This is a genomic window from Pseudovibrio sp. Ad13 (assembly GCF_001623225.1).
In the GTDB taxonomy this organism is placed as follows: domain Bacteria; phylum Pseudomonadota; class Alphaproteobacteria; order Rhizobiales; family Stappiaceae; genus Pseudovibrio.
In genome coordinates, this window is record NZ_LMCC01000010.1 from 67,282 (window position 1) to 82,497 (window position 15,216).

General features: G+C 53.5%; 14 protein-coding genes. 7 read left to right on the forward strand and 7 right to left on the reverse strand.

What is annotated here, in order from left to right:
- The first annotated feature begins 22 nt into the window (after positions 1-22).
- Entirely contained in the window at positions 23-808 is a 786-nt protein-coding gene (locus tag PsAD13_RS12000; protein ID WP_063318317.1) for a trypsin-like serine protease, read from the forward strand.
- Between the two features lie 101 nt (positions 809-909).
- Positions 910-1,443, forward strand: a complete 534-nt coding sequence (locus tag PsAD13_RS12005; RefSeq protein ID WP_063293293.1) for a hypothetical protein — start codon at positions 910-912, stop codon at positions 1,441-1,443.
- Between the two features lie 48 nt (positions 1,444-1,491).
- Here the strand turns inward: PsAD13_RS12005 and PsAD13_RS12010 are convergent, their stop codons facing one another.
- On the reverse strand, positions 1,492-2,310 hold the full coding sequence (locus PsAD13_RS12010) for a DUF6058 family natural product biosynthesis protein (RefSeq protein WP_063318318.1): 819 nt from the start codon (positions 2,308-2,310) through the stop codon (positions 1,492-1,494).
- Positions 2,311-2,486: 176 nt separating this feature from the next.
- Here PsAD13_RS12010 and PsAD13_RS12015 point away from each other — a divergent pair, with 176 nt between their 5' ends.
- The 3 genes from PsAD13_RS12015 (at position 2,487) to PsAD13_RS12025 (ending at position 6,075) form a co-directional block, all read left to right on the forward strand.
- Positions 2,487-4,088: a peptide chain release factor 3 gene (locus PsAD13_RS12015; RefSeq protein ID WP_063318319.1), complete on the forward strand. Its 1,602-nt coding sequence runs from the start codon at positions 2,487-2,489 to the stop codon at positions 4,086-4,088.
- A 113-nt stretch (positions 4,089-4,201) separates the two neighbouring features.
- Positions 4,202-5,245, forward strand: coding sequence for a class I SAM-dependent methyltransferase (locus PsAD13_RS12020; RefSeq protein ID WP_063293289.1), 1,044 nt, complete (start codon positions 4,202-4,204; stop codon positions 5,243-5,245).
- A 131-nt stretch (positions 5,246-5,376) separates the two neighbouring features.
- A complete protein-coding gene (locus tag PsAD13_RS12025; protein WP_063318320.1) occupies positions 5,377-6,075 on the forward strand; it encodes a pseudouridine synthase in 699 nt (232 codons plus the stop codon).
- A gap of 9 nt (positions 6,076-6,084) precedes the next feature.
- Here the strand turns inward: PsAD13_RS12025 and PsAD13_RS12030 are convergent, their stop codons facing one another.
- From PsAD13_RS12030 to PsAD13_RS12055, 5 genes are all read right to left on the reverse strand, one after another.
- A complete protein-coding gene (locus PsAD13_RS12030) occupies positions 6,085-6,489 on the reverse strand; it encodes a hypothetical protein (RefSeq protein WP_063318321.1) in 405 nt (134 codons plus the stop codon).
- Positions 6,490-6,599: 110 nt separating this feature from the next.
- A complete protein-coding gene (locus PsAD13_RS12035) occupies positions 6,600-7,490 on the reverse strand; it encodes an AraC family transcriptional regulator (RefSeq protein WP_063318322.1) in 891 nt (296 codons plus the stop codon).
- 408 nt (positions 7,491-7,898) lie between these two features.
- Positions 7,899-8,237 (reverse strand): hypothetical protein, encoded by a 339-nt coding sequence (locus PsAD13_RS12045; protein WP_063305169.1) that lies wholly within the window; start codon positions 8,235-8,237, stop codon positions 7,899-7,901.
- Positions 8,238-8,840: 603 nt separating this feature from the next.
- The gene (gene lepB, locus PsAD13_RS27805) at positions 8,841-9,713 is read right to left on the reverse strand and encodes a signal peptidase I (RefSeq protein ID WP_193777046.1); all 873 of its coding nucleotides are present in this window, start codon (positions 9,711-9,713) and stop codon (positions 8,841-8,843) included.
- A gap of 1,008 nt (positions 9,714-10,721) precedes the next feature.
- Complete coding sequence (locus tag PsAD13_RS12055; RefSeq protein WP_063318325.1) at positions 10,722-11,189, reverse strand: hypothetical protein; 468 nt, start codon at positions 11,187-11,189, stop codon at positions 10,722-10,724.
- Between the two features lie 550 nt (positions 11,190-11,739).
- Here PsAD13_RS12055 and PsAD13_RS12060 point away from each other — a divergent pair.
- Together PsAD13_RS12060 and PsAD13_RS12065 are read left to right on the forward strand one after the other, a co-directional pair.
- Entirely contained in the window at positions 11,740-12,354 is a 615-nt protein-coding gene (locus tag PsAD13_RS12060; protein WP_208980986.1) for a potassium channel family protein, read from the forward strand.
- 212 nt (positions 12,355-12,566) lie between these two features.
- Positions 12,567-12,887 (forward strand): carboxymuconolactone decarboxylase family protein, encoded by a 321-nt coding sequence (locus PsAD13_RS12065; protein ID WP_057462788.1) that lies wholly within the window; start codon positions 12,567-12,569, stop codon positions 12,885-12,887.
- Between the two features lie 174 nt (positions 12,888-13,061).
- On the opposite strand, the gene PsAD13_RS12070 is transcribed toward PsAD13_RS12065, so the two are convergent.
- A complete protein-coding gene (locus tag PsAD13_RS12070; protein WP_193777047.1) occupies positions 13,062-14,882 on the reverse strand; it encodes an ABC-F family ATP-binding cassette domain-containing protein in 1,821 nt (606 codons plus the stop codon).
- Positions 14,883-15,216: the final 334 nt, after the last annotated feature.

Below are 15,216 nucleotides of genomic sequence, written 5' to 3' on the forward strand. Positions count from 1 at the left end.
ACTGGCGTGATAGGACCTGCTTATGCTTTTGAACTTGCTTTCCAAATGCACCTTAGGGGCTGCTCTCCTCATCGCGCTGGGCACAGCCACAGCACAGGCTCAGGACAAATCCAGTAAGTCCGAAAAGTTCTTTCCCGGCATCATCGGAGAGGACAATCGCGAAATCATCGACAGCTGGGACAAACCTTGGAACGCCATTGGCCGGGTGAATGTCGCCGGGTTCCGTTCCCGCTCCATGTGCTCCGGTACGCTGATCTCGGATCGAATGGTCATCACAGCAGCTCATTGCCTATACAACGCCCGTACCGGCAAAGCGCACGTTCCCTCCAAAATCAACTTTGTGGCCGGGGTGCGTCGGGATAAGTTCATCGCCCACACCACAGCTGCCTGCACCTACTTGCTGGATGGCTATACCTTCACCACCCGCCCGACGTTGAAGCATGCCGCAACCGATGTTGGCGTAATCATACTCTCAAAGCCGCTGGATGTGCCACCGATGTCAGTGATCAGCAAATCGCCGGAAGTCACCCAAAACCTCGACATCACCAGCGCCGGATATGCTCGTGATCGTCCGTTTTTGCTAGCCGCCGATAAAAACTGCAAACTGCTGAAAGACCGCGGCAACCTCTGGCTCACCAGCTGCGACACCAACTATGGCGGCTCCGGCGGGCCGGTGATGGTGGACGAAGGCGGAAAACTCAAACTCACCGCCATCATGGTCGCCTCCGCCCAAAACAAATTCTCCATCGCAGTGCCGAAGAATGTCTGGTCCCACCTTCTCGACAAAACGACCTGCGAAGATAAATAAGCTTAAGCCTGCCTTTACCTTAAGCCCAACACAGCCTCACACACACCGATCCAGCCCGTCCTGTCTCTTGTTGCCAACGAAAAACAACAAGGGACAAACCCATGAAATTTCTGAGTATCTTTGCAGCAATTGCTGCTTTCCTATCGATTTCGGTCGAGGCAAATGCTGCCCTTCAACAATGCCGAACCATTGACAGCGTAATTGCTTCATCTGAGCTGGACACAAATCGAGACCAAGGCGGACATATCGCAAAGCATGTGATCAACGAAGGCATTTTCAGCAGTGATGCAGATGCACAAGCAAAGCAAACAGACACATTTTTCCTGGATGAAGATCAATATGAAAGCGTTGCTGCCATTTTCCTTGCAAGAGGCGCTGGTAATTGTGAAACAACGGGTTCTGCTGCAAATGTAGAGATCGACCTTGTACAGGCAGATTTTGCAACTAAACCGGCTGCATTTATTGGATACAATTGTAAAGCTGGCTCAATCCTCACTGATAATAATCCATTTGCTGCTGGTCCACGGGTGTATTGTGGCCAGGAAGGGACATCTTTCACACCATCACAAATCCGGTTTGTCATGAAATGGGTGGATGGAAATTGGGTTATTCGCACCGCATTTCCGATGCCTTAAAATGAGTTGGGCGCAGCACCACGCTGCGCCTTCCACCATGGCGACGCCTTAAGCAGCAACCCGCTCCGCCAGATACCGCTCTCGCACATCAATGATACAGCGCTGTCTCGACGACTGACTTACCTCGTGTGGAGCGAACTCGGATTCGACACCGTCCAGAAAATCAACAGTCTGCCGCAGTAGTGCAAGTTGCTCGCCTGAGAACCGGTGAGGCTCGGTCTCTGTCATCTTCTCAACGTACCGCACACCAACCTGTTTCTGGAAGATTGTATCCGGCTGGCCGTCACGGGTGCAGATGCCATAGGTGCCGTTGAGAAAGTGCCCCCATGTGCGCTCCTCCAGATCCCCGTCAAACGCACTCAGCACCTCAGGGTGGGACGCATGCAAGCGAGTTCCCAGCTCTCCGGAAAGAAAAGTCTCCTTGGCATTACGAAAACGGGAGAGGAAGAACGCCTTGGCGGCCTGTTCCTGTGTCAGGCCAAAACACTGTAAATCCTCAAACCAGCGCCGATGGCTCTTCAGGTGGAAACGATAAAGCTCCCGTTCCTGATGCTGACCAAGGAACGAGACACACAGCGAGCTGTTGGTGAACAGGTAGGAGGCCGCTGGCATCACCCGCCGCTCCAGCAGGCTCTGCCAGTCTGCGGATGAAAGGCCAAGCAGACCCAGAAACACCTGTTCCTCATAAAACTCCGAATAAAGATAGTTGAGCAGCATAATCATACCTCGCAGCAATAAAAACCGAACTGTGACGATGAATAACCTGAAATATTGGAAGGATGCTTCCATGCCGATCGAACTAAGTTGTGCTGTCAGGGCTGTCATGCCCTGCGGAAAAAGTTCAGCGAAGGGCTGGCATTGCTTCATTACATTCTGTAAGACCCAATCCGACAAAAAGTTTCAGCAGATTTTGCGCGTGTCAGGTGTTCCTTGCTGCGGACGGCCATAAGCCGGAAAGAACACTTTAGAACTTTGCGCCAGATGGATACCCTCAAATCTGCACTATTAGAATACGCAGGAGTTTGCCTGCAAAAGGAGGCTCTATGAGCACAGCAGGCACGGAAGCCTATAAGGCACGCCGCACATTCGCGATCATCTCTCACCCGGATGCCGGTAAAACCACACTCACCGAGAAACTGCTTTTAGGTGGTGGTGCGATCCGTGCTGCGGGACAGGTGCGTGCGCGTGGTGAGCGCCGCCGCGCCCGCTCTGACTGGATGAAGATTGAACAGGAACGCGGTATCTCCGTATCATCCTCCGTGATGACGTTTGAGCGCGATGGCATTCTCTTCAACCTGCTTGATACGCCGGGCCACGAAGACTTTTCTGAAGACACCTATCGTACGCTGACCGCTGTTGACGCAGCCATCATGGTGATTGACGCTGCAAAGGGTATTGAAACCCAGACCCGCAAGCTGTTTGAAGTTTGCCGGCTGCGCGATATTCCAATCATCACTTTCGTCAACAAAATCGACCGTGAAGGTCGCCACCCAATGGAAGTCATTGACGAGATTCAAGAGGCACTGGCCCTTGATGTGACGCCAATGAGCTGGCCTGTTGGTATGGGTTCCGACTTCTTTGGTGTTTACGACCATATCGGTAACCGCTTCTTCACCTCTACTGAGGGCCGCGGTGGTGCTCTGGATACCATCAAAGATGTTAAAGGTCTGGAAGACCCTGAGTTGATTGGTGAACTGTTCGACAACATCCGCGAAGAGCTGGAAGAAAACGTGGAACTGGGCAGCGCAGGTTACCCTGAGTTCGATCACGAAAGCTTCCTTGAAGGGCATCTGACCCCGGTCTTCTTCGGTTCTGCTCTGCGCGATTACGGTATCGACCAGATCCTCGATTTCATCGCCGCATATGCACCACCTCCACATTCTCAGCCAGCAACGGGTGGCCGCACCATCAAGCCGGAAGAGAAAAAGGTAACAGGCTTCGTGTTTAAGGTTCAGGCCAATATGGACCCGAAACACCGTGACCGCATCGCGTTCGTACGCCTGTGCTCCGGTACATTCAAACGCGGCATGAAGCTCAAGCATGTGCGTGCTGGCAAGCCAATCACCGTGTCCGCCCCAATCTTCTTCTTTGCAGAAGAACGTGAGATTGCGGAAAAAGCCTATCCGGGCGATGTGATCGGCGTGCCAAACCATGGCCAGCTGCGTGTGGGCGATACCCTGTCAGAAGGCGAAGAAATCCACGTCACCGGCCTGCCAGCCTTCGCGCCTGAAATTCTGCGCCGTGTACGCCTGACAGACACCATGCGCGTTAAGCAGATGCGCCGTGGCTTGGAAGATCTGGCAGAAGAAGGTTTGGTTCAGATCTTCAAACCAGCCATTGGCACCAACTGGATTGTCGGTGTTGTGGGTGTGCTTCAGCTGGACGTTGTGGTGGATCGCCTGAAAGCGGAATACCAGACAGAAATCGGCTTCGAGACCGCCATGTACAACACAGCGCGCTGGATCGAGTGTGAAGACAAGCTCAAGCTTGATAAGTTCCTTGAGACCAACCGCGCCCATGTGGCACTGGACCGGGACGACAAGCCTGTTTACCTCTTCAAAAACGCTTGGGAAGTAAGCTATATCGGTGAAAAGAACTCTGATATCGGCTTCCGCGAAACCCGCGAAATCGTGCATACGTCTTAAGCTTATCTCCGAAAAGCGGTTTGGACTAGAATACGCCTAGAAACAAAGCCTTGGGCTCGGCGCGTGACTTGAGTGAACGCGACAGGCTCCAGGGCAGCAAGGATAAGAATAAGATGAAAGATCCAGCTCTCGATACATTGCTGCTGCCATTTGAAGACGGTCTGCTCAATTTCTTCGAAGAAGGTGCCGCCGATCAAAAGGCACTCTTCCTGCGTGCCCGCATGGGCTTTGCCATGAATGGCATCGCCAAAGACCGCCTGATCTGCCAGCAGACCTTCGCACCAGACAGAGACAATCTGGAACGCGCTGGCTTCACAGTTGCACCGGAAGTTGACGGCCAGTACCCGCTCGTCATGCTGCTGCCACCGCGCCAGCGTGATGAAGCCCGCGCCCTCATGGCAAAGGCTGTAAAGTCCGCAGTAGAGGGCGGCCTTGTTGTCGTCAGCGCCTCCAACACAGAAGGCGCCAAGACTGCTGAAAGCGATCTCACCAAACTGGCAGGCAATACCGGCAAAGTCTCCAAGAACAAATGCCGTGTGTTCTGGGCTGAAATTACACCAGAAAACGTGAACCACGAGCTGGTGGAAGAATGGTCTAAGCTGGATGCACCGCGCGAAATCATGGAGGGCGAGTTTGTCAGCCGTCCAGGCGTGTTCGCATGGGACCATCTGGACAAAGCCTCTCAGCTTCTTGTCGCAACACTGCCAGAAAAACTGGCGGGCCGCGGCGCTGATCTGGGCTGTGGTTTTGGCTACCTGACCCGTGAAGTTGCCAAACGCGAAAAGGTCAAAGCTATTGATCTTTATGAGGCTGAAAAGCGCGCGCTGGACTTGGCTGAGCAGAACCTGAAGGGTAAGACCGGAGAGGTCGCGCTGGACTTCATCTGGCAGGATGCCACCAAAAAGCTGGCACGCACCTACGACTTCATCTTCACCAACCCGCCATTCCATGCAGGTGGCAAGCAGGACAGAGCGGATATCGGGCAGGAATTTATCAAGTCCGCCGCCCGTGGCTTGCGTCCATCCGGTCATCTCTGGCTGGTCGCCAACCGACACCTGCCATATGAAGCAACGCTGGATAAGGTGTTCGCCTCCTACGAGATCATGGCAGACCAGAACGGCTACAAAGTTATCCGCGCCATCAAGGCGAATAAGTAAGTAAAGCGCGCGTACGCCCGAAAAGTGGGTGCCGGTTTTCGAATAAGCGTACGCGTTAAACATGTACGCCCGAAAAGTGGGTACCGGTTTTCGGATAAGCGTACGCGGCAACAGAACCGAAGGTTCGAAAAATGAGACTTGTAAAGCTATTGGCAAATCTGGGATATGGCAGCCGCAAAGAGATGCAGGCCGCCATCCGCAATGGTTGGGTCACTGATAAGGATGGCAACCCAATTAAAGCCGATAGCAAGCTGTCTCATGAAGATATCCTGTTTGATGACGAGCCGCTGGACCCGCCAGAGGGCTCCGTCATCCTGCTCAACAAACCGCTGGGTTATACCTGTTCCATGAAGGATCGCGGACGTCTGGTGTTTGATTTGCTACCAGACCGCTACCGCGTCCGCAAACCAGCTCTGTCCTTTGTGGGCAGACTGGACAAGGACACCACAGGCCTGTTGCTGTTCACTGATGACGGCAAACTCTTGCACCAGATCATCTCACCCAAGGCAGATGCCGCAAAGATCTATGAGGTTGAACTCGACCGCCCGATGACAGGCGGGGAAGCGGATCAGTTTGCATCCGGTGAAATGATGCTGGAGAACGAGACCAAGCCGCTCAAACCAGCAGAACTGGAAGTCCTGAGCGAGACAACAGCCCGCCTCACACTCCACGAAGGCCGCTACCACCAGGTCCGCCGCATGTTCGCCGCCACCGGCAACCACGTAAACAAACTCCACCGCGCCCAACTCGGCAATCTCACCCTGGACGGCGTGGAAGAGGGAAGCTGGAAACTGCTCGCACAAGACGACATCGACAAGATCTTTGGGTAAAGCCGAGCCTCATCGCCCAGCCTTCTCCCGCACCATCTCCAGATGAGCTCGGATCTTCTCCTCATACGCCCAGGTGGAGAGCAGGTTGCCGAGCAGTTTCTGGTTCGGCGTGCGCAGGCAGATCATGTAAAGCTGGGTGTCCAGCGCCGCCATCCACACCAGCGGAACCCACAGCGACCAACAGGCCACCTCAGCCAGCACGTAGCCGCCGGACTGCACAATGACCCAGTTTGTTACCCAGTAAATCCCGATGGCATAGATGATCGTCAACGCGCTCATCAAAACACCCGCAAGCAGCCCCCAATAGAGCCCCTTGCGTGCCCACAGCAGCAAAGACAGGTAGACGCCCCACATCCTGAATACGGTCAGGAGGTGATAGAAAAACAAGCGCCTGAATATCCAGCCGAAGACCATGAACCTCTCGCGAACCAGCCAACACCGCCAAACCCTAAGGCGGCGCCTCTTAACTCCGCGATAAACCGCAGGCGCAGTTTGACGGCAACCCGCTTACCAATCACAGGGGCTTAAGAAAGAGGCCGCACCGGAATGCAGATCACCGCGGGCTGTGGCCCCGTCTCACCGGTCATGGAAGGGTACAGCTGGAAGCAGGGGATGTTCTCCGGCTCGTATCCGCTCAAAGGCAACCACGTGCCATACATATATTCCCATGCCGCCTGTGATTGATCATGGGCGATCACAAAGTGTCCGCAGGCATAACGCCCGCCGCCAACCACCATCTTGCCCACTTCGCCCTCAACATCCGCTGGTCCGCGCAGCGTCAGGCAGGAACTGAAACGCATCTGCTCCACATCGGTCACCTGCGGATCATCGTGGAACAGGCACATCATCTCCGCCCCATGCATCAGCCCGCGCGGTCCGGCCCACGCCATCAGCGCGCCAAACGCCTCGCCAAAAATCTCGGGCCGTTCCTGAAAGTTGCCCGTCCGGCGCACATAAGCCACCGTGCGCGGCTCCAGCTTGCACACCTCCACCTTGTCCGCAACCAGCCCGCTTGCAGGCCGTTCCAGCACCATGGTCTCACCAGAAAACGCCTCAACGGACGCAGTCGCATCCCGCCGCCACTGGCTGGCGGACATGCCAAACCGTGCCTGAAACGAGCGCGCAAAGGTGGAGGGTGAGGCAAAGCCCATATCCAGCGCAGCATCGGTAATGGAAATGCTGGCATTCTGCTTCAGCCGCCGCGCGGCCTTTTCAACCCGCACCCGGCTGGTGAACTGATTGACCGTTTCTCCGGTCATGGCCTTGAAGATACGGTGAAAGTGATAGGGAGAAAAACACGCCGCATCGGCAATCTGGGCAAGGGAGAGATCCTCGCAGATGTTCTGCTCAATATAATCCATCGCCCGGTTAATCCGCTGCGTATAGATGTTCTTCTGCAAAGCTTCATGCCGCATCGTCAGCCTCCCGTACTTGGCAGAAGCTTACAACATCCTGCGCAAAAGAGGAGCCGAAATTTGGGGAGGGGAAGGGGCAAAACATCAAGGGCACAGCTCTGTTAAAACGAAACACCGCCCAAGCTTAAGCGGTCATGGTGCACCATTCTTTGCAATTCTTGCTATGTTTGCATCCCACATGCCGCAGCCTGAAAAGGCGCTGGCCTGCGAAGGGATGACAGCTCCGCCGACCAGCAGGGCACCCTTGGCGGCAATGCGGGGTGTAAACGCGTTCCGCCTCCGACACCACAGCGGCTGGCACACAAGGTGCCAAACGCTCAAGCACAGTCAGGTTGCACAGGCACATCGTGGCAAACCACCCGCCACGACACCCATGCGGCCATCAAAAAAGCCGATTGCCTGAGATGATCAGGAACCGGCTTTGTCTGGAAACAGCACTGTTTTGGTTATGGGCTGCGGTTGGTCGACCTGCTCCAGGCCGTATTCCCGAAACCTGCTTTTGGGCATGGGAGAGGAATACGCGTCAATAATCTGTCCGCAGCTTTTTTGAAGAGCTTCCAAGCGGTCGCGAAAGGCATAATGCAAAGTGAACAAAGCATCCCGTTCACTGCTGTCCTGCATCCTCTCGCTCAGCAACAGCTGCTGCATATAAGCAAGGTTCTGCAAATCAGATGCAGCGACGAGCACTTCGTCTATTTCATTTTGGAAAGTATTTGTGGTGCCACAGGCACATGCGGAACTGGTCATTTCAATGCCCCTTGTATTTGGCAGTTGAAGGACCGCGCGGCAGTCAAGTTTGTGATGACCCACTGGCGAGCGGGAGGTTCACAACCTGATACAAGGCAGGCAGGTTTATTCCTTCCCGAAGGAAGTGTTGTATTCACCGTCCTCCCGCTCATAGCAAAGGGTTTGCGCCCCTTCAGAAAAAAGGCACAAAAAATCCGCCAGTTACGGGAGCGGTAGCCGCTTGTATTGAGGTTGTGAAGCCTCACACATGAATGTGGAATGAAACACCGCCCATGTCAAATCGGTAATTTAGGCAAGGGGTGTGGATTGGTGGAAAGTGTAGGGCGTTTCAACGGGAGATTGGGCTAGCCAGATTCCAATCTGTCATCACCCCCATGATGCCGTCATCCCACACTCTATGCGACACCCAGAGTCACCCCCACCACAACTCACCATCTCAGTACTGGATACCGGATCTCCACTCCGCTCCGTCCGGCATGACGGCGAAGAGAGGCACTAGCACAAGCCTCCCCCCACCGGTGTCTTCCCGGCCCCCGAGCTGGGATCCATAGCCAGCAAGCTCTAGGGGTTAATCAGCGTACCAACTCGGCTTAGGTCATCGGATCAGTAGATGAAGGAGGCCTTTGCAAAAATGTGTTCTGCAGAGATGGAGCCAACGTTTCTGATGAGCTCTCTATCTGTGAGATTGTCACGGTTGTCCCCCATAACAAAATACCGGCCCTCTGGAACACGATAAGGGTTAGTATGGACAATTGTCCCCTTTAGGTTCTGACGCAAAATCAGATGCTTTCGACCATTTGGAAATGCCTCTTCATATTGAGAGCGAACCAACTGTTCATTGAAGAAGTCGGTGAACTTGAAGTCATCAGGCAACCTTTGTGTTTTCAAAGGTGTACCATTTAAAACCACGATACCATTCTGTATCTGGATCAGATCGCCAGGCAAGCCAATAATGCGGCGAATGTAGGTACGCCGTCCAAGTTCAGGTACGTTGAAGACAATCATGTCACCACGGCGAAGGCCCGAACATGGGCCATCGCAGATTTCTGCAAAGATTGTATCTCCAGGAATAAGACCTGGGGCATTCTCCGTATAAGGCGCGGCGTAATAAGGAATTTTGAGATTGGGTGCCGCCATAAACATCGCAGCGCCATACGCCACAGACATCGCAGTCCAGTAGAGAAGATAGACCCACCATCTGTTGTAAGGCCTGAGCTTGTAGTCCTTTTGCAAGAATGCAAGGCGGATTGCATCAACCAGCACAAAGACAGAAACAAGCATCATTGCCGCACTAATACCGAATGTATAAATGCGGGCCTCCACGAAATCGGGAGGAGGTAGTAGGCCTGCAACTGCAGAAAAGATCAGGAAAACAACATAAGCAGCTAGTCGCACGGGGCGACCCAGATAGATGTAGCCACTCCCAAAATAGAACTGCAATAAAAGGGCTACCCACCACTTCCGCTCTTTAATCACCACTGCACTCTCAACTCGTTTAAAACACAGAGAGACTGCTATCACAGGTAGCAATGCAGTCAACATACTCTTTACTAAGTAATCGGAACGATAAAACATTAGCATTCGCCCTAGATCCCGGCTCGGAGGCCGGGAAGACGTCGGTGGGGAGGTGTGGTGATGGGGCGATGGCAGTTCCCTCATGCCGTCATCCCGCACAAGCGCAGCGCGATGCGGGACCCAGAGCGGCGAGATCAAGCCTCTCGGTACCTTCTCCTTAAAATGACGCATCAGATTGGAAGCGGCCTTGTGTAGTCTCCAAACCATCCTCAGTATATGCCGTCCTAGATCCGGGCTCGGGGGCCGGGAAGACGTCGGTGGGGAGGCGAGGTGATGGGGCAATGGCAGTTCCCCCATGCCGTCATCCCGCACAAGCGCAGCGCGATGCGGGACCCAGAGCGGCGAGATCAAGCCTCTCGGTACCTTCTCCTTAAAATGACGCATCAGATTGGAAGCGACTTTGTGTAGTCTCCAAACCATCCTCACCACATGCCGCCCTAGGTCCCGGCTCGGGGGCCGGGATGACGTCGGTGGGGAGGTGGCGTTGCTGCGGAGATAGCTGGCAACGTCATGATGTGGTGGCGAGGTGATGGGGCAATGGCAGTTCCCCCATGCCGTCATCCCGCACAAGCGCAGCGCGATGCGGGACCCAGAGGGGTGAGGTAGAGCCTCTCGGTATCTTCGCCTTGAAATGACGCATCAGATTGGAAGCGACTTTGTGTAGTCTCGAAACCAGCCTCAGCACATGCCGCCCTAGGTCCCGGCTCGGGGGCTGGGATGACGTCGGTGGGGAGGTGAGGCGGCGAAGAGGTGAGGTGGTGGCGCTTAAACCTGTGCCGTCATCTCCTGAGTGTTTGCAACTCTTGATCGCAGCCTCGAAATAGGCAGCGGACGCACGGCTGATCAGCTGCAACAAAAGTGGGTACGCTCCAGTCAGAAAAGGGGCTCAGACTGGAGCGTGGGGGCTGCTTAGAGGAAGAAGTCGCCGTAATCAAAGCTGCTGTAATCTGGGGCCGCGTCATAGCCGCCATAATCAGCGCCATCGTAATCCATTGGATTGCCAACGTTATGGCCACCGGTATCTATAGTAATGCCAGAGCCAACGACCGTGTGACCTCCAGTATCAAGATTAACACCGGAACCAGTAACATGGTGGCCACCGGTTGTGACGGAGTTGCCGGATCCGGTTACAACATTGCCGCCGGTGTTGATGCTGTTGCCGCCAAGGTTGCCGAAGTCAAAATCATCATATGGATTGTCATAGGAAATTGGAGCAGGGCCATCTGTGATGGTTCCATTCGGCGTCGTGATCGTGTTTCCAGTGGTGTTGACTGTGTTCCCTGGTGCAACCGAGTTGTTGCCAGATGAAATGCTGTTGGTGCCAGGATTAGGAGCACCGCCGAAATTGAAGTAATCAGGATTGAAGTTGTACCGCATGTAAAATTTTCCTTTTACTTTATTAGAAATGCGAAATTTAGTAATTTCGCACTGCCCGAAAATATGAGTAAGTTAAACTTTTAAGTTTACCCTGCATATTATCGATCTAGTAAGTTGTTGTAGGAAAAAGTGACGTAATGTAGTTTTGTATGTGTCTTTTTTGAGAATATTATAGTTAAACTTGCTTCAGGATTGTCGGAAATAAGTTGTGTTTCTAGTAATTTATTGTTGATCTGAGTCAATAATACATAAGTGAACTTGAGACTCTTAAATGTAAACATGCAGAACGTGTGTTTTTCCAAACACATAACTCGGCTCAACGTCGCATGCGGGGAGTGAGACAGAAAGGTATGAGGTAAGATTGCTACGCGCTGGCACACTCCCAAATTTCAAGGGCTAACCCACCCGCCAGATTTCCCATTCTTTAGCCTTCTTTTGCGAAAATTAGCGCAAAATAACAAAGAAAACTGGGGTCCCGGTGCGGTCGCAATCTCTAAAGAGCCTGTTTGATTATCGGATTGAGGTGTTTCTCTTCAGTCAGATGATGCTCATGTTCGGCGCTTTGATCTTGCCGGGCCAAACACTGGACACGCCTGTTTTCAACGCGTTTTATAGCTTCAACATCGCAACCGGCATGCTCATCACGTTAAAAAGGAGGCAGTTTTTTAGGTTGGTCGCCGTGTTGCTTGCCTGCTCGCTGATCCTGTCGTTTCTTGACACGCCAATCTTTCCGACAATCGACCCGCTGGTCCCGCAAATTGTGATCTTCTTTGCCTTCCATGCTGTGGTGGCCGTTGTGCTGATTGATGAGATGCTCAGGACGTTTGAAGAAAACTACCGCGTGGTGCTGGGCGTGCTCAGCGGCTACATTTCAATCGGCATGGTCTCGTTCTTTCTCTTTATACTTATAGAGCACGTGCACCCGGGCTCCTTTAAAGGCCTGCCCATAGAAAATGTAGAGACTCATTCGCAGGAAGAAGCCCTCATGTATGCCGCCTTCATCACGCTGATGACAATCGGCTACGGCGACATCGTTCCACTGACACCCATCGCCCGAAAGGCCGCAATCATTGTTGGGCTGGCTGGCCAGTTCTACATGGTGGTGCTCACCGCCATCATCGTCGGCAAATTCCTCAAATACAGACAGCCGAAAAAGAAGGACTGACGTGCGCGATAGCTGCAAAACCGCACCTGCGGCGTTTTCTAAAATGGCGCCCGCAGCCCTTTATAAAAATAGCGCCTGCGGCTTTTTTCCAAAATAAAGAATGAAAGCGACCCGTCTGATCCTGATTAAAGCTGAACGGGTTTCATTGGTGGTTATTAAGCGCAGCCTGTTTTAATTGCCCGGAAAAACCTGAGCCAACCGGAAGGTCGCCCATGCCAATGTTCTCCATGGACAATATGCGCAAGCTGAAGAAGTTCAGTTCTTTGGCAACCGGTAAAACCTGGAAGATGTTCATCGCCTTCAATGCAGAGGCCATGTCCGACGGCGTGATCTCCAAAAAGAACAAGCAGCTCATTTCACTGGCCGCCGCACTCACCACTCAATGCCCATACTGTATCGAGATCCATCGCGAGAACGCCAAGGTCTGCGGTGCAACAGATGAAGAGCTCGCCGAAGTCGTCTTCATCGCCGCCGCTATCCGCGCCAGCAGCGCCATCACCCACGGCACCCACATGATAGAGCATGATGAATAACACTGCGGGCAGGGGGATAAGCCAGCCTCTGAGCACCAGTGCTACCACGCGACCAGATTCATAAAAAACGCTGGTTTCTCCCAAACAACGCAAATGAACGCACAAAACAACGCAAACAAAAAAGGCTCCGGAAACCTCCGAAGCCTTTCTTAAAATCATAGAGATATGAGGCGCTTAGCCCTCATCAGCAAGCATCTCCAGCTCCAGCCATTCTTCTTCAAGCGCAGCAAGGTCCTCGTGCAGCTTCCCAACAGCGGTCATCACTTTGTGAAAACGGTCCGGATTGGAGCTGAACAGGTTCGGATCCTCTAACTCCTTCTGGCCCTTAGTGATTTTCGCTTCCAGTTTTTCAATCTCCCCCGGAATGTCCTTCAGGCGGTGCTGCTGAGTAAAGTTGAGGCCGGACTTCTTGGTCTCCTTCTTCGGTGCAGCAGTAGAGGACTTATCCTCCTTCGCAGCACTGGAAGCCTTGTCCGCCTTGGCAACTTTACGCGCCTGCACGCCTTCACCGCGCTGGCGCACCATGTCGGTGTACCCGCCAGCATACTCACCCCAATTGCCGCTCTCATCTTCCATGGTGATGATGCTGGTGCAGATGCGGTCAAGGAAGTCACGATCATGGCTCACCAGCAGGACGGTGCCGGGATAATCAGAAATCAGCTCTTGCAGCAGGTCCAGCGTTTCAAGGTCCAGATCGTTGGTCGGCTCATCAAGCACCATCAGATTGGAAGGCGCAGCCAGCGCACGCGCCAGCAGCAAACGTCCCCGTTCCCCGCCCGAAAGCACACGCACAGGGGTGCGCGCTTGTTCCGGCTTAAACAGGAAGTCCTTGAGATAACTCATGACATGCTTGGAAGTGTCACCCAGAATAACCATGTCCCCACTGCCACCCGTCATGGCATTGACGAGCGTGTCATTGGGGTCCAGCTTCTCGCGCTTCTGGTCCAGCGTGATCATCTGCAAGTTGGCGCCAAGGCGGATCGTGCCCGCATCCGGTGCAAGCTCGCCAGTGAGCATCTTCAGCAAGGTGGTCTTGCCAGCCCCGTTCGGTCCCACAAAGCCAATCCGGTCCCCACGCAAAATGCGGGTGGAGAAATCCTTGACAATCGCGCGCTCTTCGTAGGTCTTGCCGATGTGCTTGGCCTCAGAAACAAGCTTGCCGGAGATATCCCCCTCAGTGGCAGCCATCTTCACGCTGCCCTGCGGTCCTTTATGCTCCTTGCGCTTCTGACGCAGGTCAGCCAGCTCCCGCACCCGCCGCATATTCCGCTTACGACGCGCAGTCACGCCATAAACCATCCAATGCTCTTCCTGCCGGATCTTCTCATTCAGCCGGGCTTGCTCTTTTTCTTCCTCTTCAAAAACCTTGTCCCGCCACTCTTCAAACTTGGCAAAACCCTGGTCCATACGGCGGGAAATACCCCTGTCGATCCAGTAGGTTACGCGGGACAGGTTCTCTAAAAAACGACGGTCATGCGAGATCAGAACAATGGCAGACTTCATCTGCTTAAGCTCAGATTCCAGCCACTCAATCACCGGAAGGTCCAGATGGTTGGTCGGTTCGTCCAGCAACAAAATATCCGGCTCCGGCGCCAAAGCCCGCGCAATCGCCGCGCGCTTGGCTTCCCCGCCCGAAAGCGTATCCGGATCTTCCTCACCGGTTAAGCCTAGGATTTCTAATAGGTATTTGGCCCGATATTGATCATCACCAGGAGCCAGCCCACCTTCAGCATAGGCAAGCACTGTCGCATACCCCGAAAGATCCGGCTCCTGAGGCAAGTACCGGATCGTCCGCCCCGGCTGCAAAAAATACTCGCCCTTATCCGGCTCTGTTAATCCCGCAGCGATTTTCAGCAGTGTCGACTTGCCAGACCCGTTTCGACCAACTAAGCAGATCCGCTCGCCTTCCCCGACTTGTAGCTCTGTACCAGTCAGAAGAGGGGTCGTTCCAAAGTTAAGGTGTATGTCTCGCACATGAAGAAGCGGTGGCGCCATTAAGCTTGTCTTTCCAGATTCCCAAAACAGCGTATTTCAACGCTAGGGGTAGATTTACTGGTAGTGCTCTACCACAAAAGAGCGAAGGTTAAAGTTTTTTGCCGCCCCTGTGAAAAAACGGGGAGCACAAATGCTGGGCGTCATAGTGACGCGATTGCAAAAGATTCAGTGACGTAATTTGAAATAATTGTTCCAAATTTAGTCTATATTGGAAATAATGCTTCCGTAATCGTTCATAATGTAAATAAGAGATTAAAATAATCTCCGATTACGAGGAAATTTTGATCCTCCGACACTTGCTATAATAACGCAACAGTGAAATGTTGCTGCGAAC